This is a genomic window from Kitasatospora sp. NPDC086801, from assembly GCF_044745805.1.
In the GTDB taxonomy this organism is placed as follows: Bacteria; Actinomycetota; Actinomycetes; order Streptomycetales; family Streptomycetaceae; genus Kitasatospora.
Genome location: NZ_JBIVAX010000060.1, coordinates 1 through 19,618 on the forward strand (window position 1 = coordinate 1; position 19,618 = coordinate 19,618).

The window sequence follows — 19,618 nt, forward strand, 5'->3', positions numbered from 1 at the left end:
CGGAACCGGCCACACGGCAGCTGCGGCAAGCGCCGCAAACCGCGGAAAGCGTAGGCACCAGCAGCCCAAAGAGCGATCTACAGCTGGAGTACTAGGAGGTTTCGTAGCTCGTAACGTCCGTTGCCGAACAGGGGCGTGTCAGGCCACACTGCTGCCGTCGTCCGTTTCGGCTGCGGAAATGCGGATCTCCGTGGCGAGTTCCAGGAGTGTGCCCTCGCCCGGCAGGAGCCACCGGCTCGCTCCCTGCACGGAGATGGGCCGCTCTGCCCATTCGGAGGCCTCCCAGATCCGTGAAACGAGTCCGGAGGGCGAGTAGCGGGCCTTGTCGAAGGCCCAGATGAGCGGCCTGCGCGGGTCGTTGACCCAGGTGGCGAGAAACCGCTTAGGGTCTTCGTTCAGCCACTGTTCCACCGCGTGCTCCTCGGCGACACTGGTCGGGACGTAGACGAGCTGGGACCCGTCCTCGATACGTTGGTGATCGATCAGCAGCGGAACTGAGTTGGGGCGACGTGGCCGGTATGAGGGCGGAGCCTGCTCCTCGAAGGGAGTGAGGAGATCGGCATTGTCCTTCAGTCTCCGGAGTAGCTCTGCCGCCAGCCCACGACACCTTTCCTCATTGCTCAAGGTGACCGAGATCAGTGCATGATCGCCGTACGTCGCGTCCGTGAGGCGCAAGAGGGTGGACAGGAGCCGTGGAATCAGTGTGAGGACGGATTCCAGTTGGGCTTCCCATTCGTCTCCCGGCTCGTCGATGCCGTCATTGCCGACGATCTGGAACACGATGTGTGAGATCAGTAGCGTCCCCGAACGGGCCAGAGAACGACCGCGTGGGGATACCGACGGGGCGAGATCCTCCAACGATCGGCTGACGGTGCGAAGCAGCCGCACCGATCGCCAGATCTGTAGGGCGCTGGGGCGTTGGCCGAACAGCGAGGTGTAGGCCCCGTCCGGGGCCTTTCGCCACAGGTAGTCGTGGTCGCGTCGGAGACGGGCGACGAGTGCCGCGTCGGAGTGGGTGCAGGCGAGGGCGGTCGCGGCCTCCACCACCGAGCATCCAGCCGCGGGCGAGGGTTCGAAGTCGCCCCGCCGGTAGATGTACGACTTGCCGAGGGAGAGTGCGAAGTCCTCGCGGATGAGCTCCTGTTGGGGGTCGAGCGCAATGAAGTCCCTTGCTTCCATGCGGTTCTGCGTGTTGGTCGATTTGGTGATCTGTAGTGAAAGGGCCTCGGGTGCCCCCTTGAGGTTGATCATCCGAACCATGACGTTGGCCTGTGCGACCTTTTCAGGCTCCTGGACGAAGGCGCGGTACAGCGAGGCGATGGTCTGAGCGCCGTTCACGACACGGGCGTTGACCAGCTCCAATCGCACGGGTTGCCCCTCGGCCTGGCGGGCGAAGTAGGAGGCCGTGATGTCGTCGCACAGGACCGTGATGCCGTTGTTGTAGAGCGAGAAATGCTCTGGTGTGTCGAGGGCGGTGGTCATGATGGCCTGGTTGACCTCCGTCACCCCTAGGTATCCACGAAGGTTGCGTTCGAAGAGTCGGTCGCCGTGCGTCTCGTACCAGCGAGCCAAGTCGTCGGCCGCCAGGAGACCCGTGAACGTCTGGTGGGGCATGGACACCAGATGCCAGCTGCTGGCGAAGGTGGCAGTGAGGGAGATCGGCGGGGCGATGGTGTGTCGCGCCGCAGCGTGGAAGTCGGCGAGGTTCAGAACGCGAACATCCAGGAGGTCCTGCATGACGCCGAACTCCTCCACCGCGGAGGAGAGTAGGGCCTCGATCTCTGGCACGAGACGTTCGTCTCCCATGACCGCGAGGACCAGGTTGATCCGGACGTAGGGTGAGGCCAAGGTCTCGTCGATACGGTCGGCCAGCGGCTGCAGTCTTGAGTTGAACTGTTCGTACCGGCGGTTGACGATCCTGTTCAGACCTCCGAGCAGGGCCATCACGGTGTCGGCCGATGGCCGAGCTGCCCCCCGGTCGCTCCACTTCGCCTGGATCAGCCAGAGTTCGGGCCGGGTTGGGGAGAAGGCGATTGCGTCGATCCCGCTATCGTGGGCACCGTCGATGACGGTCCTGGCGGCATCTTCGGCCGCATAGCCGGTCAGTAGGGCGGCGGCTTTCGCTGAGAGGGCCCGGGTGAGGAAGACCTGTTCCCGTTCCTCTGGTGAGGCGCCCGCGCGGACGTCACCCAGGTCGATGTGCTCCGCGAACTCCGTCGACAAGGCATGCCGGATCTGTCTGACCTGTAGGGGCATGGCATGTCCCGGGGTCCTCTTGCCGCTCATTGCGGCCTCCTGTTCGGTGCTGGAGCCCAACGGCGGTGGTGTGACCCGAACCGCTCGCCGGACCTCACGGCCTATGTCGGGCAGCTCAAGCCGCGTACTCGACGATGAGAGGCGTAGCCACAAGGCAGCGTGGGCCGTTGCTGGTAGCCGGCAGGTTCACGGTGACACGAGCGAACCCGGTCATCGGTACGGACAGGTCCAGCCCGCTACTGCCGGAGTCAAGGGCGCCGAGTAGCCGGCGGACACCCGCGGCTGGAAGGTTCGTGGGCTCGTTCGGCGGAGGTGCGAGAGGATCATGATCGGTGGCGAGCGCGGCGACGACCTCCCCCGCCTTGGTGAGGAAGGTCGAGCCGATGCTGTTGCCGCCGTCAAAGCCGGACAGTTCCGGGCCGTTGACGATCTCCGGTTCACGGCCGAGCAGATGGCGGACGGACCCGTGCATCAGGAGTCGACCGCCCGGTGCCCGCTCGTGATCCGGGTTCTCCCTGGGGGCCGGATCTGCGAACAGCACCAGGTCCCGGTACTCGTCTCGAAGGGTCACGCAATTCAGCGAGATCTCGAACCGGATCCACTGTCCAGCGTGCAGGTCCGGGGCGGGGAAGGGCCTGGCCGTTTTCCTCAACTGCTTCAACACCTGCTCGAGATGCCGCCGCCTGCCCGGATCGCCGGTCGCGGCGGGCGCGTCGAGGTTGACCCCACCGAACGGTGTGGTCACCTGGAACGCGCCGGTTCTCGCGAGCCGGCGCGGCCCCGGCAGGAACTGCTCCAGTTTGCCGGCCGACAGGTAAACGGCCTCTCGCATGGTTGCCCCCCGGCAGAGTCCGAACTCATTGGTTCAAGTGTTTCGTGTGTTGCTCATGCTGCCATTAAACAAGAGCCACCTCGGCCGCCTGGGGTTGGGAAACGTCTCCCGCCGTAGTCGCCTGACACCTCGCGGACACCCCGCGTTCGGCGGGCGGACGCCGGGTGGTACGGCGGGCGGTGAAGCATGGCGCGGTCGGCGGTGCCCTCGGCGGGTGCGGCCGGGTGTGCACGACCGAAAGGAACCCCCGCCATGTCCGCTGCCCAGTGGCCCCGCCCCCGGGTGCTCGTCGTCGGGATCGACGGCGTCCGCCACGACTACCTGGCGCACGTGCCGATGCCGCGCCTCCAGGAGGTCGCCGAGGCCGGGTTCCTGGTGCCGGTGACCGTGGCGGACACCACGCCCACCATGTCCGGGCCGTGCTGGGCCACCATCGTCACCGGCGTGGAGCCCGCCAAGCACGGCGTCTGGGGCAACCACCTCGGCGGCAACCGGCTCGACGTGTTCCCCGACTTCGCCACCCGGCTCGCCCGCGGCGACCGCCGCCGCACCTTCGTCGCGGCCGGCTGGGACCCACTGATGATCAACGAGTCCGGTGGCCCGCTGTTCCGCGCCCCCGGCCGGCTCTCGTACATCGCCGCGGCCGAGGACACCCCCGAAGCCTGGGAGACCGTCGACGAGGAGGTCACCCGCGAGGCCGTCCACGTCCTGGGCACCGCCGACCCGGAGGCCTCCTTCGTCTACCTCGGCGCCGTCGACGAGACCGCCCACTTCCTCGGCTGCGGCGACGAGTACCGGGCGGCCATGCGCACCGCCGACGAACGCCTCGGCCGACTGCTCGACGCCGTCCGCGGCCGCGCCGGCTACGCCGACGAGCAGTGGACCGTCATCGTCGTCACCGACCACGGCCACGTCGACGCCGGTGGGCACGGCGGCCGCACCGTCGAGGAGCGCACCGCCTGGGTCGCCTGCGCAGGGCACGGCATCCCGGCCGGCCCGCCCACGGGGGAGATCCGCCACCCCGACGTCGCCGCCCAGGTGTACGCCTCGCTGCTGCGCCCCATCGACCCGCACTGGACCCTCGACGGCCGGCCCTTCCCGGTCGCCCGACCGGTGCCTGCGGCGGTGCCAGCGGCGGTGGCGACAGCAGTGTCGGCGGCGGCGGCGGTGGCGGCGAACCGACCGGTGCGCTGACCGGCGGTCTGACCAGCGCTCTGACCGGCGCTCCGAAGGGTGCTCTGACCGATGCTCTGACCGGTGCTCTGACCGGCGGCCGGCACCGCGCCGCGAAGGGCCCGACGAAACCTCAGGAGCGCGCCGATGCATCCGGGTGCAGCAGGCCGGGCTGCGCCGGAGCCCGGCCTGAGTGACGCTCGATCGGGGCCCGGACGGCGCTTGACGACGGTGTGCCAGCCTGGGCGCCCCACCGTGTAACCCCGAGACCGGGTCGCTGGACATACCTCTGAAGGTGGAGACGCTACCCCGTGGGATGGAGACAAGATCGCGACCTCGTGGTGACGCTCCGGCGGGAAGGTACGGGCCACGATGGATACACCCGGACGGCAGACCTCGCCGACCGGACCGGACCGGACCGGAACCGGAGACGGAGAGGACAGGCGGGCATGAAGGGCATCGTGAGCAAGGTCGCGCTGGGAGTCGCGGGCACCGGCATGGCCGTCGCCGTGGCCGCCGTGGTAATCGGCCCGAGGGTGTCCGAGTGGTACGACGGACGCCACCAGGAGCAGGCCGCCTACGACACCGGCAGCCAGGCCAAGGCCGAGCGCCGTTCGATGCCGGCCTGGCTCCCCGACAACGCCTCCTCGGTCAAGTACCTGATGTCCACCACCGGCGACGACCGCCTGCTGCGTGCCACCCTTCCGGAAGGCCGGTTGCCCGTCGGCTGCAGCACCGGCCTGCCCGGAAAGTCCGCGCACTCGGTGCCGCTGTCGCTCAAGGCCGGCTGGTTCCCCGAGGGCGTCGCGGCCAAGGTCAGCGGCACCTGCGGGCACTACAACGTGACGCTCACCGGCAACCAGCTCTACGCCTGGCAGGACGGCGCGGCGGTGCAGGCGGCCCTGCGCGCGGAGCGGCCCACCAAGCACTGAGCCGGCGTCGTGCGCCGAGCCGGGCGCCATGCGCCGAGCATGCCGTCAGGCTCCGAGGGCTCCGTCAGGCTCCGACCGGCCCGCCGGGCACCGAAAGGTGCGGGCGGGCCGTCGTCGTGCGCGGGTGCTGCCGGGGTGGCCGACGGTGGACCAGCGGGAGGGCCTCCGCTGTCGGAAACGGCCGGGGCTGCGATAGGACAGGGCGTGGACAAACCCGTCCGTCCCCGTCCCCGTCCCCCGTTCCGTGAGGAGCCCCATGCCCGGCCCGACCGTCGGCCCTGCCGGCGACACGTCGACCGCCCCCTCCGCCGCCCCCACCACCGGCCGGTCCCGCCCCGGCCGGGCCACCATCGCCGTTCTCGGCGGCCTGGTGGCGCTCGGCCCGCTCACCACCGACCTCTACCTGCCCGGGCTGCCCGAGATCGCCGACGACCTGGTCGCCGAACCGGCCGCCGTCCAGCTCACCCTCACCTTCTCCATGTTCGGGGTCGCGGCCGGGCAGTTGCTCTTCGGACCGCTCAGCGACCGCTACGGGCGCCGCCCGCCGCTGCTCGCGGGGCTCGTCCTCTACACCCTGGCCAGCGTGGTGTGCGTGATCGCGCCGAGCCTGACGGTGCTGATCGTCGCCCGCTTCATCCAGGGCGCGGCCGGATCCGCCGGGCTGGTCATCGGCCGAGCCGTCGCCCGGGACCGCTTCCAGGGCGTCGCGATGCTGCGGTTCCTGGCCTCGATCGCGCTGATATCAGGGCTGGCGCCGATCCTCGCCCCGATCCTCGGCGCGCAACTGATGCGGTTCACCTCCTGGCGCGGCACCTTCGGCGCGCTGACCGCGCTCGGACTGCTCCTCACCCTGGCCGCCTTCGGGGTGCTGCGGGAGACGCTGCCGACGCAGGCCCGGGGCACCGGTGGGGTGGGCGCGGCGCTGCGCACGATGGGGCGGCTGCTGCGCAACCTGCCGTTCCTCGGGCTGGCGCTGACCAGCGCATTCGCCTTCGGGGCGCTGTTCGGCTACATCAGCGGGTCGTCCACGGTGCTGCAGCACGTGTACCAGGTCTCGCCTCAGACCTACAGCCTGCTGTTCGGGGCGAACTCGCTGGCCATCGTCGTCATGACGCAGGTGAACGGACGGGTCCTCGCGCGCCGCTTCGCCCCGCGGGGGCTGATGCTGGCCGGGCTGGGGACGGCGGTGGTCGCCGGGGTGGCGCTGGTGCTGTTGACGGCGGTCTGGGACTTCGGGCTGGTCGGGTTCTGCCCGCCGCTGTTCGTGATGATGGGCAGCATGGGCGTGGTCCTGCCGAACACGGCCGCGCAAGCGCTCAGCCTGGTCGAGCCGCGGGCGGCCGGGACGGCGTCGGCGCTGCTCGGTACCGGCAACTTCCTGTGCGGGGCGGTCGTCGCGCCGCTGAGCAGCCTTGGCGGGCGGCCGTCCGCGGTGCTGCTGGCGGTGGTCGTCCTGGCGAGCGGGGTGCTGGCGATAGTGGCGTACGTGACGCTGTGTCGGCCCGGGCGGATGAGGGCGGTGGAGGCGGAGGTGTCCGAGGTGATGGCGGGGAGCTGACGCCTGCCAGCCGCCAGCCGCCAGCCGCTGGTCGGCAGCTGGCGGCGGACAGCGGACAACGAACAACGAACAGCGAACAGATGACAGCTGACAGATTTTGAAATCTGTCAGCTGTCATCTGTTATCCGTTCCCCGTCATGCGCCAGCCGTCAGGTGCCGCTCAGGCGATCGAGAAGTCGTCGCCGTAGACGTTGCCCTGGCCGTACCAGCCGTGCAGGTACACGGTCACGGTGCCGGAGGCGCCGGTGGTGAAGGGGACGGTCAGCTTGGTCCAGCCGGAGGCGTTGGTCCAGGAGCTGGCGGTGGCGTCACCGCTGACACCGAGGTACGCGTAGTTGCCCTGCACCCAACCACTCAGCGTGTAACTGGTATTGGGCTTCAGCGTGACGGACTGCGAGCACTCGCCGGTCTGACCGGCGGTCGCCGCTGCCTGGAGTGCGTAGGACCCGGAGTGGGCCGGGGTGGAGACCACGGCGCCGCCGCTCTGGCAGGTCCACGGGGCGAGGCTGCCGGTCTCCAGGCCGCCGTTGACCAGGCCGGTCGGCGGCGGGGTCGTCCCGGTGACGGTCAGCGCGTACGTGGCGGTGTGGGTGCCGGACGGCCCGGTGGCGGTCACGGTGAGCGGGTAGCTGCCCGCCGCGGCGGCCGAGGTGGTGGTGATGTTGAGGGTGGCGCCGGTGCCGGTGGTGACGCTGCCGGGGGTGACGGTGGCGGTGACGCCGGCCGGGGCGCCGCTGACCGACAGGTTGAGGCTCTGTGTCGAACCTGCGGTCACTGCCGTCGCGATGGCTGCCGAGGTGGACGAACCAGCCGCGACGGTACCGGAATTCGGGTTCACCGCGACCGAGAAGTCGTTGCCGGGCTGGGTGCCCGTGACATTCAGGGTGAAGGTACCGGTGTGGCTGCCGGAGGCCGCGCTGCCGGTGACCGTCAGTGGGTAACTCCCGGGTGCTGCCGCCGAGGTGGTGGTGATGTTGAGGGTGGCGCCGGTGCCGGTGGTGACGCTGCCGGGGGTGACGGTGGCGGTGACGCCGGCCGGGGCGCCGCTGACCGACAGGTTGAGGCTCTGTGCCGAACCCGCCGTCACCGCCGTCGCGATGGCCGCCGAGGTGGACGAACCGGCGGTGACCGTGGCGGAGTTGGGGTTGACGGCCACGGAGAAGTCGTTGGTCACCGTCGAGCCGCTGGTGAACGGCGCGAAGATGTGGGTGAAGTCCCAGGTGTTCTGGCTGATGCCGGAGCAGGAGTCGTCCCCCGCCTTGCCCGGGCAGCCGCCGTTGTCGCGCTGGAGCGCCCAGAAGGACAGCGTGTTGATGCCCTTCGACACCGCCCAGTTGTAGACGGTGGTGGCGTTGGCCACGGTGAAGGTCTCGGCTGCGCCGTAGTCGTCGATGCCGGCCATCTCGGTGATCCCGATCGAACCCCACAGCTGGGCGGGGGTCTTGGACGGGTAGAGCTTGGCGAGCTGGTTGTAGAGGCCCTGCGCGGAGGTCTGGGTGTCGGCCGCCATGTCGTGGGTGGCGCCGTCGTAGTAGTCGAAGGTCATCATGTTGACGACGTCGATCCGGGCGTTGTTGCTGACCGCGTTCTTCAGCACGGCGAGGCCGCTGGAGGCCAGTCCGGTGGTGGTGGTCGGCAGCGTGTAGGAGAACTGGACGTTCCGCCCGTTGCTGGCGGCCCAGTCCTGCACGATCTTGATCGCCTTGTTGCGGCGGTCGATTCCGGCCGTGTTGGTCAGCGAGTTGTCCTCGATGTCGAGGTCGATCCGGCTGACGTCGTAGGTGGTGATGAGGTTCTCGAAGGCCGCAGCGATCTGGTTGACGTCGGTGCAACTGTCGGCCAGTTCGGTGCCGGTGTTGTCGGCGGTGTAGCCACCGAAGGAGGGGATCACGTCCCCGCCGTTGGCCCGGATGGTGGCGATGTCGGCGCCGAAGGTCGAGGAGGAGACCGGCTTGGAGGTGTCGCCGTTCCAGTACGGGGTGCAGGAGCCCTTGGTGGCGGCCTGCAGGAACGCCATCGTCAGGTGCTTGGCCCCGGACTGGGCGGCCAGGGCGGCAGGGCTCTGCCCGGTCCAGGACTCGAAGTAGGGGGCGAAGACCCGGCTGGGGAGCGGGGTCGCGGCCTGGGCGGAGCCCGTCCCGGCGGCGACCAGGCCGGCCGAGGCGGCCAGCGTGGCACAGGCCGTCAGGGCCGCCTGGATGGTTCTGCGTAGACGCATGGATTCTCCAACATACGTGGTGGGGCGGGACGTTGGGGATACGTGAATGATCGGGGCGCGACGGTCGTGTGGGGTCGGCCGCGCGGGCCCGGACGTTCGGGTGTGCAGACGTGCAGACGTGCAGACGTGCGGGATTGCTGGGTGCCCGGACGTGCGGGCGCGCGGAAGCCCACCGACTCGCGCGGAGGCGGGCGGCGGGTGCGTGTGTGCGCACGCCGTACGGAGCGGGGGTGGAGCGGGACAGGGCAGGGCAGGGCGGTGCCTCAGCCGCCGGTGGTCACACCCCCACAGTGCATCCCGGTCGGATCGACATGCTTATGGTTGGACTAGACCACTGGTCTGTCAAGAGACCTAACAGTTCGTCAACACACCACCCCCGCAGTCGAAGGGTCGCCCGATCGGACGGGTGCGCGCGGTGCGGCCGGGGCTGTGGGGGCGGTCGGCGCGGCGGAGGTGGCCGGTGTGGCGGAGGGTGCCGGGCGAGCGGGCCCCGCGTTCGTCAGGCGGTGGGGTGGAGATCGGCCAGCAGGGCGTCGACGGCCTTTCCGGCAGCGCTGTCCAGGAAGAAGCGCTCGGGTGCGCACCAGCGGGCCGAGTCGGTCGAGGGTCGTGTGGTCGGCCGGGGCAGCGATGGCGGGCTGGTCGGCGTTCACGGTGATCCCTCGGGCTCTACGGGCAGGCGGCAGCACGTGCCGACCAGACTTCCCGGCTCACCTCCAGCCGACCTTACGCCGTGGTATCCGTTGCCCGTATGGGAGTTCGTATGGGAGTTCAGCCGGAGATGTCGGGTGGCCGAGCTGTCGACCTGCCGAGACACCGACAGGCGGGGCCGCCGAAGGGCGAAGGTGCCGTGGCCGCGCGCCCGGGGGCGGGGCGCGGCCACGGCGGCCCGGCGCTCAGGACGCCGGGCGGTTCGGGTCGCCGCCTCGGTTCACGCCGGCGGCGGGCAGAGGGTGGTCCGCAGCGCGTCGTTGATCTTCGCGGCGGTGTCCGGCCCGAAGCCCTGCGGGTGGTCGGGCGAGGTGAAGCGCTGGTTGGCCAGGTCGGCCAGCTTCGACTTGTCCTTGGGGAACTGGTACAGCGCCTGGCATTGGTTGCGGGCGCGGTCCACGGCCTGGTCCGGCTTGCCGCCGACGATCGCCGGGTCGATCGCGTCCAGCGCGGCGACCAGCTTGCCGGTCAGGTCGGCGCCCGGCTTGCCGGGCAGGCCGGCGTCGCCGGGCGGTGCGGGCTTGGCCGGGGCGGGTGCTCCGGGGGAGCCGGCGTCCGGAGCGGGGGCCGAGGGGCTGTCGGGAGCGGGCGCTGAGGGGGAGGTGGCCGCGCCGGGCGCGGAGGCCGAGGGGGCCTCGGGCGCCGGTGGCGTCGTGGCGGTGCCGGGGGCGGGGGTCGAGGCGGCGGCCGGGGTGGTGGGGGAGCCGGCCGCGGCGGTGGCCGGGTGGGAGCCGGAGTCGGAGCCGGAGCAGGCAGCGAGGCTCACCGCGGCGAATGCCGAGAGGGTGGCGGCGAGGAGACGAGTGCGCATGGCGTCACACTGTCATGTCCGCGGCGTCGAAGGGAAGATCCTCCTGCGAGGGTGGGCGGCCCGGGAGGGGGACCTCCCGGGCCGCTGGCCCGCCGTGTTCGCAGGGCGTCGGCCGAGGCGTGTTCAGCCAGGGCGTCGGCCGAGGCGTGGTCAGCCGAGGCCGTTGGCCTTCAGCCAGTCCTTGGCCACCGCCGACGGGTCGTCCTTGTCGATCGCGACGCGCTTCATCAGCGCCGTCAGCCCCGCGGTGTCGAGCTTGGCCGACACCGCGTTGAGGGCCGCCGTCGCGGTGGGGTTCACGCCCGCCTTGTTGACCAGCGGGGTGACGTTCTGCGCGCCGAAGAGGTTCTTCGGGTCGGTCAGCGGGACGAGCTTCAGCTGGACGATCTTCGGATCGGTGGTGAACACGTTGCCGACCTGGATGGCGCCGTCCTTGAGCGCGTTCGCGGTGGTGTCGCCGGTGGGCTTCCACTCCTTGAAGTTCAGCCCGTAGACGTCCTTGAGCTGCTGCTCGCGGCGGGACTTGAACTCCGGCGGACCGCCTATGGTGAGCTCGCCCGCCTTGGCGGCCAGGTCGGCGATGCTCTTGAGGCCGTACTTGTCGGCGGTCTCCTGAGTGACGCTGAGCGAGTCCTTGTCCTCGGCGGGGGAGGAGTCGAGGATTCCCAGCGCGGCGGGCAGCGTCTTGGCCAGCGCCGCGTTCACGTCCTCCGTGGTGGCGGCGGTGGACTTGGCGTCCAGGTAGGCGAGCAGCGAGCCGTTGTACTCGGGCAGGACGGTCAGGCTGCCGCCCTGGAGCTGCCCGTAGAGCACCTCGCGGCTGCCGATGTTGAACTTCTCCTCGACCTTGACGCCCTTGGCCTTGAGCGCCTGCGAGTAGATCGAGCCGAGCAGCACGTTCTCCGGGAAGTTCGCCGAGCCGACGACCACCGTCGAGCCGGCGCCGGCGCCGGCGCCCGAGGCGGCGGGGGAGCCCGTCGCGGAACCGCCGAGCGGGTCGCCGCCGCCGGAGGAGCCGCAGGCGGTGGCGCCGAGGGCGAGCGCGGCGAGCGTGCCGAGGACGACGGCGCGCCTGCTTCTGTGGATTGTCGACATGGTGACAGATGTCCTTCCGGAGAGGATGGAGAGGATGGGGAACGAGGTTCAGCGGGCCCGGCGCTGGGCGCGCATCCCGGGCGGGAGCGCGTACCGGGCGAGCAGGGCGAAGAACAACTGGGCGCCGACCGCGAGCAGCACGACCAGCAGCGCGCCGCCGACGGTGACCGCGTACTTCCGGGTGGCCAGCCCGTCGATGACGTAGCGGCCGAGGCCGCCCAGCCCGACGTACGCGGCCACGGTGGCGGTCGCGATCACCTGGACGGTCGCGGTGCGAAAGCCCGCCAGCAGGGTCGGTGCCGCCGACGGCAGGCAGACCTGCCGCAGCACCTGCGGGTGGGTCAGCCCGATGCCGCGCGCCGCGTCCCGGACGTCCGGGTCGGTGCCGCGCACCCCCTCGACGGCGGCCACCAGCAGCGGCGGCGCGGCGAGTGCGACCAGCGGGATCAGCACGGCCGTGTCGCCGACCCCGGCGAGCAGCACCGCCAGCGTCACCAGGCCGAGCGTCGGCAGGGCGCGGGTGGCACCGGCGAAGGCCGTCACGACCGTGACGCCGCGCCCGGTGTAACCGATCAGCAGCCCGAGCGGCACGGCGAGCAGCGCCGCGAACAGCAGGGCCTCGCCGGAGAGCACCAGGTGCTCGGTGACCCGGTGCACGATCGAGTCCGGGCCGCTGCGGTGGTCGGGGGCGGAGAAGAAGTCGCCCAGCCAGTTCAGCCAGTTCACGAACCGGCTCCCTTCTCCCGGACGGCCCAGGGCGCGAGCAGCCGTCGGGCGCCCACCAGCAGTAGGTCGACGACCAGCGCGAGGGCGGCGATCAGCGCGATGCCGGCCACGATCGGGGTCGGGAAGGTGCGCTGGAAGCCGTCGATGAACAGGTAGCCGAGCCCGCCGCGCCCGACCAGCGCGCCGACACTGGCCAGCGAGATGCTGGACACCGCCGCGACCCGCAGCCCGGCGATCAGGTACGGCACGGCGGCGGGCAGCTCGACGGAGGTCAGCCGGTGCCACGGCCCGTACCCCATCGCGGTGGCGGCCTGCCGGACCGGGTCCGGGACGGCGCGCAGTCCGTCCACGGTGGTCGGCAGCAGCACGGCGAGCGCGTAGAAGGTGAGCGGGATCATCACCGTGGCCTGGGTGGCGAGGCCGGTGTAGGGGATGAGCACCACGAACACGGCCAGTGAGGGCAGCGCGTAGACGATGTTGAAGACGGCGGACAGCGGTTGGTACAGCCGGGGGAAGCGGGCGCAGGCCAGGCCCAGCGGGACGGCCAGCAGGAGGCCGATGAGCACCGGGAGCAGGGCGATCACGGCGTGGTCGGCGAGCAGGTCGCCGAGGTAGCCGAGGTGGTCGCCGATCCAGTACCAGCGGACGATCGGTTCACCGTCCACCGGCCGCCCCGTCCGTAAGGTCACCGGCTGCGGGGGCGCCAGCCGTGCCGGCCGCCGCACCGCCCGCTGCGCTGGCTGCCGCGCCGCCTGCCGTACCGCCCGCACCGCCCGCCACCGGGATGGCCGCCGGGGTGGACAGCGCGGCGAGGACGGCCTCGCGGCTCGCGGTGCCGGTGGCCCGGCCGTCTGCGTCCAGTGCGACGGCGACCCCGGCGGGGGAGAGGACGGCGGCGTCCAGAGCGGTGCGCAGGGTGTCGGTGTCCGGCCGGTAGCCGGAGGCCGGGTGCAGCTCGGCGGTGGCGGCGTCGCGGTCGATCCAGCCGATCGGACGGCGCTCGTCGTCCAGCGCCAGCTCCCAGCCGCCGTAGCGCAGCCCGTCGCCCACCGGGCGGACGGCGACGGTGCTCGCGGGGCGCAGGGCGAGGCCGCGCAGGCCCCGGTCGCGGCCGAGGAAGGCCGCCACGCCGTCGTCGGCGGGGGTGGTGAGCAGGGTGTGCGGGTCGGCGAGCTGGGCGATCCGGCCGTGCTCGCGCAGGACCACCACCTGGTCGCCGAGCCGGACGGCCTCCTCGATGTCGTGGGTGACGAACAGCACCGTCTTGTGCAGCTCGGACTGGAGCCGCAGCAGTTCTTCCTGGAGCCCGGCGCGCACCACCGGGTCGACGGCGCTGAACGGCTCGTCCATCAGCAGCACCGGCGGGTCGGCCGCCAGGGCGCGGGCCACGCCCACCCGCTGCTGCTGGCCACCGGACAGCTGGAACGGGTACCGCTTGCCGGTCTCGGGAGCGAGCCCGACCAGTTCGAGCAGCTCGGCGGCCCGGGCACGGGCCTTCTTGCGGTCCCAGCCGAGCAGGTAGGGCACGGTGGCGACGTTGTCGATCACCTTGCGGTGCGGGAACAGGCCGGCCTGCTGGATCACGTAGCCGATGCCGCGGCGCAGCTTGGCGGGCTCCAGTTCGGCGACGTCCGTGTCGTCCAGCAGCACCCGGCCCGAGGTCGGCTCGACCATCCGGTTGACCATGCGCAGCAGGGTGGTCTTGCCGCACCCGGACGGTCCGACCAGGACGGTTATCCGACCGGTCGGGACGTCCAGGTCCAGGCCCTCGACGGCGATGGTGCCGTCGGGGTGGCGCTTGCCGGCGCCCTCGAATCTGATCACGGGGAGTTTCCTCGTCAGGGCGCCCCGGGGAGGCGGCGCTTGTTTCGGTCGTTCGGTTGATGGCGGTTTGTCGACGAGCGGCGACGGCGTGGGCCGTACCGGCCGCTGCCGTGACGGCGTCTGTCGGATCGACCGCCCGGGCGTTCTTCCGCCCGCGTGGCTGCCCAGCTTCGGACCGGCGGAAACTCTGATCAGACTATGACCTGCATCATCTCCTGTCTCTCACTTACCACCCGGCACGGGGCCCAGACCCCGCCGCCGGACGGCCGGGGCCGACCAGGTACCCGACGTTTCGGCAGGTCAGAGGGGTGGGGCGCGGACGCCCTGACGGCGGGTCGAGGGCTCGGGCCCCTGGGTGATCAGTCCGTCAGCCGCCGAGCACTTCAGTCCTCCAAGGTCTCAGCCGCCCGGGCGCGTCGGCAGCCCGGAGGCCGCCCAGCCGACGAAGCCGCCGTCCAGATCGGTCGCCCGGTGCAGCCCCAGCTCGCGCAGCGAGGCCGCCGCCAGGCTGGAGGCGTATCCCTCCGAGCAGACCACGATCAGCTCGACGTCGTAACCCGACGCCTCGGGGATCCGGTGACTGCCCGTCGGGTCCAGCCGCCACTCCAGCACGTTGCGCTCGATGATCAGCGAGCCGGGGATCTCCCCCTCCGTCGCCCGCTGCGCCGCCGGACGGATGTCCACCAGCAGCGCGCCGTCCAGCTGCGACTGGTAGGCCTCCCGGGCGCGCGGACGGTGGACGCCCTCGCGGGCCCGCTCCACCAGGTCGTCGATCGTGGTCACCATTGCTCCGGTCCTTCCTCCGAGGTACGGACGAGCCCGCCGGCCCGCAGGTCGTAGTGCGCCATCGAGCCCAGCGGGGGCGAGTAGGCGTGCAGGGTCACGGCCGGGCCGGACGCGGTGTTGCGCACGTCGTGCACGTACTCCGGGCCGAAGGCGCGGGCGGTGCCGGCCGGGACCCTGCGGATCAGCAGGCCCTGCTCCGGCCCGCCGAGGGACAGCTCCTCCAGCTCGCCGAGGGCGACGGCGAACGCGCCGCGCGAGCCGCCGTGGTCGTGGAAGCCGGTGGACTGGCCGGGCAGCCAGCTGATCAGCCATACCTCGTGGTCGTCGTCGGCCACCAGCCGCCGGTACCAGCGCTCCTCGGTGGAGAGGCGGACGAGGTGGATCCACTGGTCGGGCTGTTCGGCCAGTTCGCGGACGATGGTGCGCAGGGCACTCGGGGTGAGCGGTGCGCGGGTCTCCTCGGTGGTGGTGGCGGTGGTCCTGGCTGTTCTGGCCGGAGCCGGAGCCGGGGTCGGAGCCAGGGCTCGGGCTGGGGCTTGGGCTGGGGCGGCAGTGGGCTCGTCGGGAGCGAGGTTCAGGCTCATGGGGGCGTCCTCGGGTGCGGCGGGAACGTCAGCGGGGTGTGCCCTGGTCCGGCGGCGGGGCGCGGGCACGGGCCGACGGAGCGGCGCGGCACGCGCGGATGCGCTGGGCGGGGCGGGGGATCAGAACTGCGGGTACGGGTGCGCGGCGCGGGCCCTGGAAGAGGTCACAGGGCGGGGGCAGCGGGGAGAGTCAAGGTCAACAGGCACAGATGGAACTCGCCTGGCGTCGCAGATCGACGTGCAGGCGGCAGACCAGAGTGGTGCCGGTGTCCATGCGCCGGATCCTCCCCGAGCCAACCGGACGAAGTCAAGCCGGATGGGGCCGGGGCGCCCGGCTCCGTCGGCAGTCGGCTCGCCGCCGACCGCCGCCGACCGCCTCCGGTCACCGCCGGTCACCCCGCTACTCCTCGGCCGGGCGGCGCGGTGCCGGCGGAGTCGTGGCCGATGACGTGGTGGCCGATCGCGTCGTCGGTCCGGCGTCCGGAGGCTGTGCGGGGGCCGACCCGCTGCCGCTGCCGGTCGCGGCCCTCGGCGCGCTCCCCTCCGCGCTCCCCGCCGCGCCCCCGGCGGCGGCCAGCGCCGCCTCGATCACGGGTGCCGCCTGGCCGCCCAGGTAGCGGCCCAGCGTCTGGTAGGCGTCGAACTGCCGGTGGTCGAACCACTGGTCGCTGGTGCCGTCGTTCGGAAAGGCCGGATTGGCCACCGCGTAGGAGTGCAGCTCGTACGGCATACCGGTGGTGAGGACCGCCTGGAGGACGATCAGCGTGCCGTGCCGGTCGTCCACGGCCCGGTCGTCGGGCTTGGTCAGCGCTCCACCCCCGGTCGACCGGGCGTCGAGCCGCTCCGGACCGGGACCGTCGAACGGTTCCGGATAGCGGATGTCCCCGGTGATCACGGCCCGGGCCGACAGCCGTGCGGACAACTGCGCCGCCAGCCCGCGCAGCCGGGGCCGGCGGCCGCCGTCGCCCCTGGAAGGGTCCTTGCCGGACGGCTCGCCGCAGGACGGTTCCTCGTCAGCCGGCTCGTCGGCGGCGCTGCCCGGGATCAGCAGCTCCGGTTCGTGCAGGGTGATGACGATGCCGAGTTCCTCGCGGGCCAGGGTGATCGCGTCGGCGAGGTTGGCGGCGGTGCCGGAGTCGCCGCTGGCGTCGATGCAGACCGCCGTCCGCACCCGGTGCCGCAGCAGCTCGACCAGCCCGAGGTTCTCGTAGTGGCCGCCGTCGGTGGTGAGCAGGAAGCGGTCGTCCGCCGGGAAGCGTCCGGTCAGCTCCCGCAGTTGGTAGGGGAGACGGCGGACGGCGGGCTGCGCCGGGCGGCGCCAGTCCGGGGCGCCGGACCACGCCGGGCCGAGCACCGCCGGGTTGGGCAGCCAGGTGCCGAGCCGAGCGTTGGTGGCGGCGAACAACCCCTGATATACACGGGACTGACGCCCCATCGCCGAGGAGAATGCCGCGCCGGAGACCGCCATCGCCGACTGCACCGTGAGATCCCGCGCGATGTGCCGCCGGGTGCGCTGCTCCAGCAGGTCCGTCCGCGCGTACCCGACGTCCGGACCGCCCACATAGTCGTACGAAAGCGAGAAGGACACCGCCCGACGCCCCGGTGGCGTGCGGGAGTTGCCGGACAGGTTGGCCGCGGCGGCGAAGATCACCTGCGGGAAGTCGGGGTGCCTGGCGGCGTAGTGGCTGAGCCAGGTCTGCTCCCGGAAGAAGTCGTACGGGCGGGCCAGCGCCCGGCCGCCCTCGCTCACCCGGCGGACCGCGAACGCCGAGGCCAGTCGCAGCCGGTAGAACGGGTGCAGGCTCATCCACGTCTGGTCGAGGTTGAACCCGACCGCGCCCAGGACGAGTGGCAGCACCACCTGGACGGCCGTCGGCCAGGCGCACCCGGTGGCCACCGCCCAGCCCAGCGCCAGCAGCGCACCGGCCGACAGCGCGGCCAGGGCGGCCCACGCCACGATGTACTGGGGGAGGTTGGCGGCGAGGCCGCCGCCGATCCGGCCGGCGCCGCGCAGCGCCCCGCCGAGCGCGGCCGCGCCCCGGCGGATCGTCCTGCGGTCGCGCCAGAGTATGCCGAGCAGCAGCGCCAGGTAGCTGAGCACCACGGTCAGGCTGAGCCCGGCGCCGGTCAGCCGCGGGCCGGCCGCCAGCGCCTGCTGGAGGCGTACCACGCCCCAGGCCAGCCCCGGCACCGCCAGCACCCCGACGGCCAGCAGGCCGGCCAGTGCCAGCGCGGCGAGGAAGAGTCGGCGCAGCACGCGCGGCAGCAGCGCGTGCCAGCCGAGCGGTGGGAAGACCAGCAGCCAGAGCAGCCAGCACCCGGCCGCCGTCGCCAGCAGCGCGCCCAGCACGGCGAGCGCCGGTGCCCGGAACTCCAGCGGGCCCGGTACGGCGCCGGCGTGGCGCAGACCGGCCGCCGCCAGGGCGTCCAGGTCGGTGATCGGGACGAGGTGGTAGAACCGGCTGAGCCCGAGGCCGAGCACCAGCACGGCGGCCAGCAGCAGGGCGAAGGCGGAGAGCACCCCGCGCAGCAGCGTCCCCAGCGCGACCAGCCACTCACCGGCGCCGTCGGCGATGAACTTGCCGTGGCGGCGCAGGTGGTCCTCCTCCGGGGAGCCGGGCTCCAGCACCGTGTCGGCCGTCAGGCCCGAGACGGCGTGCACCGGGCTGCCGGGCGCGGAGTCGCTGAGCGCGAGTTGCAGCGCGCCGACGGCGTAGCCGCCGCCGGAGACCGAGACCAGATAGCGGGCCCGTTTCAGCCACGGCCGCAGCGACTGGAGCGCGCCGAGCGTGACGCAGGCCGAGCGGATGCCGCCGCCCGAGACGCAGAAGCCGAGTGCGGCGGGCTCGCGGCCCGGCGGCACCCGGGTACTGCCGCGCCAGTGGGCGTGCGGGCCGGGCGCGTTGGGGCCAGCGGGGCGAGCGGGCTGGCCTGCGGGTGAGGCGGGCGAGGCGGGCGCGGATGGCCGCGGGACGCCGTGCGGGCCGGCCGCCCCGGACGCCGCCGGCCAGGGCGGGATCAGCGCGGGTCGGTCGGCGGCGCCGTCGCCCGTACGGCCCGCGTCGCTTGCGTCGTTGCCCGCGCCCGTGGCCGCTTCTGCGCCGCCGCCCGCACCGGCGTCCGCAGGCGGCCCGGTCTCCTGCGCCCGCCGCGGCCGGAGTCCGCGTGCCGCCCGGGCCGCCGCGACCGCGAGGACGGCCGCAGCGACGGCTCCGGCGGGCAGGAGCAGCAGCCACTTGACGGTGGCGAGCGCGGTGGCGGCGGCGAAGGGGAGGTCGGAGCCCGCCCCGCCGCCGTTCAGGCCGATGGTGAGCAGCACGACCTCGCCGAGGTCGCAGCAGGCCGCGAGCAGCCCGGCGCCACCGGCCGCGAGCGCGGTCAGCCGCCAGCGCGGCCGCCCGAACACGTACCCGCCGAGCAGGCCGGCGGCGGCCAGCGTCAGGCCGTAGCCGCCGATCAGCCAGGCGTCGGCGCGCAGCGCGGCCAAGTGGTCGCCGGTGCGGCCGCCGACCACGGCCTCGGCGGCCGCACGGGATCCGGCCAACTGGAGGGCGACGCCCCGCACTCGGGGCGCCCAGTGGTGGAACAGCACCCCGCCCGCGGCGAGCGGCAACGGAGCGCCGAGGGCGAGCAGCAGGCCCGCCCAGGCGGGCAGCGCGGGTGGCCGCCCCGGTCGGGCCTGGCACCGGGCCTGGCTCCGGGCCCATCCGAGCAGCCGGACGAGGGCGCGCCCGGGCGCCGCGTCGGCCACCGCGGTGCGGTCCTTCACCGCCGCCATCTCCACCTCCCCGTGCGCGATTCCCGTGTGCATCCGCTGTCTTCAGCCCCAGCGTCCAGCCCTGTGCTCAGCCCCCTGTCCGATCTCCGAAGTCGCGCTGCGCCACCGCCTGCTGACGATCCGCAGTGGCATCCAGGCGCGTTTTACCCTGCCGTGGCCGATTCCGCACCCGGAGTGCCCGCTTTCACTCGAATGAGTAAGGAGCCCGCTCGCGGGGTAAATGATCGTTTCATCCCATCCAGGACCATCCGCGTGTCCGCGCAACAAGATCGCCCCGGACGCGTTACCGCCAACGTATTGTCAGGCCACCGAGGCCCGGCCTACGGTCTACAGA

Annotated in this window: 15 protein-coding genes; 3 read left to right on the top strand and 12 right to left on the bottom strand. The window is 72.4% G+C overall.

Annotated features, from left to right (window positions below; genetic code table 11):
* Positions 1-138: 138 nt before the first annotated feature.
* Both ACIPLC_RS35605 and ACIPLC_RS35610 read right to left on the bottom strand, forming a co-directional pair.
* Positions 139-2,286, bottom strand: coding sequence for an AIPR family protein (locus ACIPLC_RS35605; protein WP_400477196.1), 2,148 nt, complete (start codon positions 2,284-2,286; stop codon positions 139-141).
* A gap of 85 nt (positions 2,287-2,371) precedes the next feature.
* Positions 2,372-3,088, bottom strand: coding sequence for an SAVMC3_10250 family protein (locus ACIPLC_RS35610; RefSeq protein ID WP_400477197.1), 717 nt, complete (start codon positions 3,086-3,088; stop codon positions 2,372-2,374).
* Positions 3,089-3,340: 252 nt separating this feature from the next.
* Here ACIPLC_RS35610 and ACIPLC_RS35615 point away from each other — a divergent pair, with 252 nt between their 5' ends.
* The 3 genes from ACIPLC_RS35615 (at position 3,341) to ACIPLC_RS35625 (ending at position 6,751) form a co-directional block, all read left to right on the top strand.
* The gene (locus tag ACIPLC_RS35615; protein ID WP_400477198.1) at positions 3,341-4,282 is read left to right on the top strand and encodes an alkaline phosphatase family protein; all 942 of its coding nucleotides are present in this window, start codon (positions 3,341-3,343) and stop codon (positions 4,280-4,282) included.
* Between the two features lie 428 nt (positions 4,283-4,710).
* The gene (locus tag ACIPLC_RS35620) at positions 4,711-5,193 is read left to right on the top strand and encodes a hypothetical protein (protein WP_400477199.1); all 483 of its coding nucleotides are present in this window, start codon (positions 4,711-4,713) and stop codon (positions 5,191-5,193) included.
* 256 nt (positions 5,194-5,449) lie between these two features.
* A complete protein-coding gene (locus ACIPLC_RS35625) occupies positions 5,450-6,751 on the top strand; it encodes a multidrug effflux MFS transporter (protein ID WP_400477200.1) in 1,302 nt (433 codons plus the stop codon).
* A 160-nt stretch (positions 6,752-6,911) separates the two neighbouring features.
* On the opposite strand, the gene ACIPLC_RS35630 is transcribed toward ACIPLC_RS35625, so the two are convergent.
* From ACIPLC_RS35630 to ACIPLC_RS35675, 10 genes are all read right to left on the bottom strand, one after another.
* Positions 6,912-8,969 carry a glycosyl hydrolase family 18 protein gene (locus ACIPLC_RS35630; protein WP_400477201.1) on the bottom strand — a complete coding sequence of 686 codons (2,058 nt, stop codon included), beginning with the start codon at positions 8,967-8,969 and terminating at the stop codon, positions 6,912-6,914.
* Positions 8,970-9,900: 931 nt separating this feature from the next.
* On the bottom strand, positions 9,901-10,491 hold the full coding sequence (locus ACIPLC_RS35635) for a hypothetical protein (RefSeq protein ID WP_400477202.1): 591 nt from the start codon (positions 10,489-10,491) through the stop codon (positions 9,901-9,903).
* Between the two features lie 150 nt (positions 10,492-10,641).
* Positions 10,642-11,586, bottom strand: coding sequence for an ABC transporter substrate-binding protein (locus ACIPLC_RS35640; RefSeq protein ID WP_400477203.1), 945 nt, complete (start codon positions 11,584-11,586; stop codon positions 10,642-10,644).
* Positions 11,587-11,634: 48 nt separating this feature from the next.
* Complete coding sequence (locus ACIPLC_RS35645) at positions 11,635-12,312, bottom strand: ABC transporter permease (RefSeq protein WP_400477204.1); 678 nt, start codon at positions 12,310-12,312, stop codon at positions 11,635-11,637.
* Positions 12,309-12,977: an ABC transporter permease gene (locus ACIPLC_RS35650; RefSeq protein ID WP_400477205.1), complete on the bottom strand. Its 669-nt coding sequence runs from the start codon at positions 12,975-12,977 to the stop codon at positions 12,309-12,311. Before ACIPLC_RS35650 ends, ACIPLC_RS35645 begins: the two co-directional genes overlap by 4 nt.
* On the bottom strand, positions 12,967-14,136 hold the full coding sequence (locus ACIPLC_RS35655; RefSeq protein ID WP_400477206.1) for an ABC transporter ATP-binding protein: 1,170 nt from the start codon (positions 14,134-14,136) through the stop codon (positions 12,967-12,969). The genes ACIPLC_RS35650 and ACIPLC_RS35655 overlap by 11 nt, the downstream gene beginning before the upstream one ends.
* Positions 14,137-14,535: 399 nt before the next feature.
* On the bottom strand, positions 14,536-14,922 hold the full coding sequence (locus ACIPLC_RS35660) for a rhodanese-like domain-containing protein (RefSeq protein WP_400477207.1): 387 nt from the start codon (positions 14,920-14,922) through the stop codon (positions 14,536-14,538).
* Positions 14,916-15,506 (bottom strand): cysteine dioxygenase, encoded by a 591-nt coding sequence (locus ACIPLC_RS35665; protein WP_400477208.1) that lies wholly within the window; start codon positions 15,504-15,506, stop codon positions 14,916-14,918. Before ACIPLC_RS35665 ends, ACIPLC_RS35660 begins: the two co-directional genes overlap by 7 nt.
* Positions 15,507-15,702: 196 nt before the next feature.
* Positions 15,703-15,780, bottom strand: coding sequence for a putative leader peptide (locus ACIPLC_RS35670; RefSeq protein ID WP_106981192.1), 78 nt, complete (start codon positions 15,778-15,780; stop codon positions 15,703-15,705).
* Positions 15,781-15,906: 126 nt separating this feature from the next.
* On the bottom strand, positions 15,907-19,317 hold the full coding sequence (locus ACIPLC_RS35675) for a hypothetical protein (protein ID WP_400477209.1): 3,411 nt from the start codon (positions 19,315-19,317) through the stop codon (positions 15,907-15,909).
* Positions 19,318-19,618 lie beyond the last annotated feature (301 nt).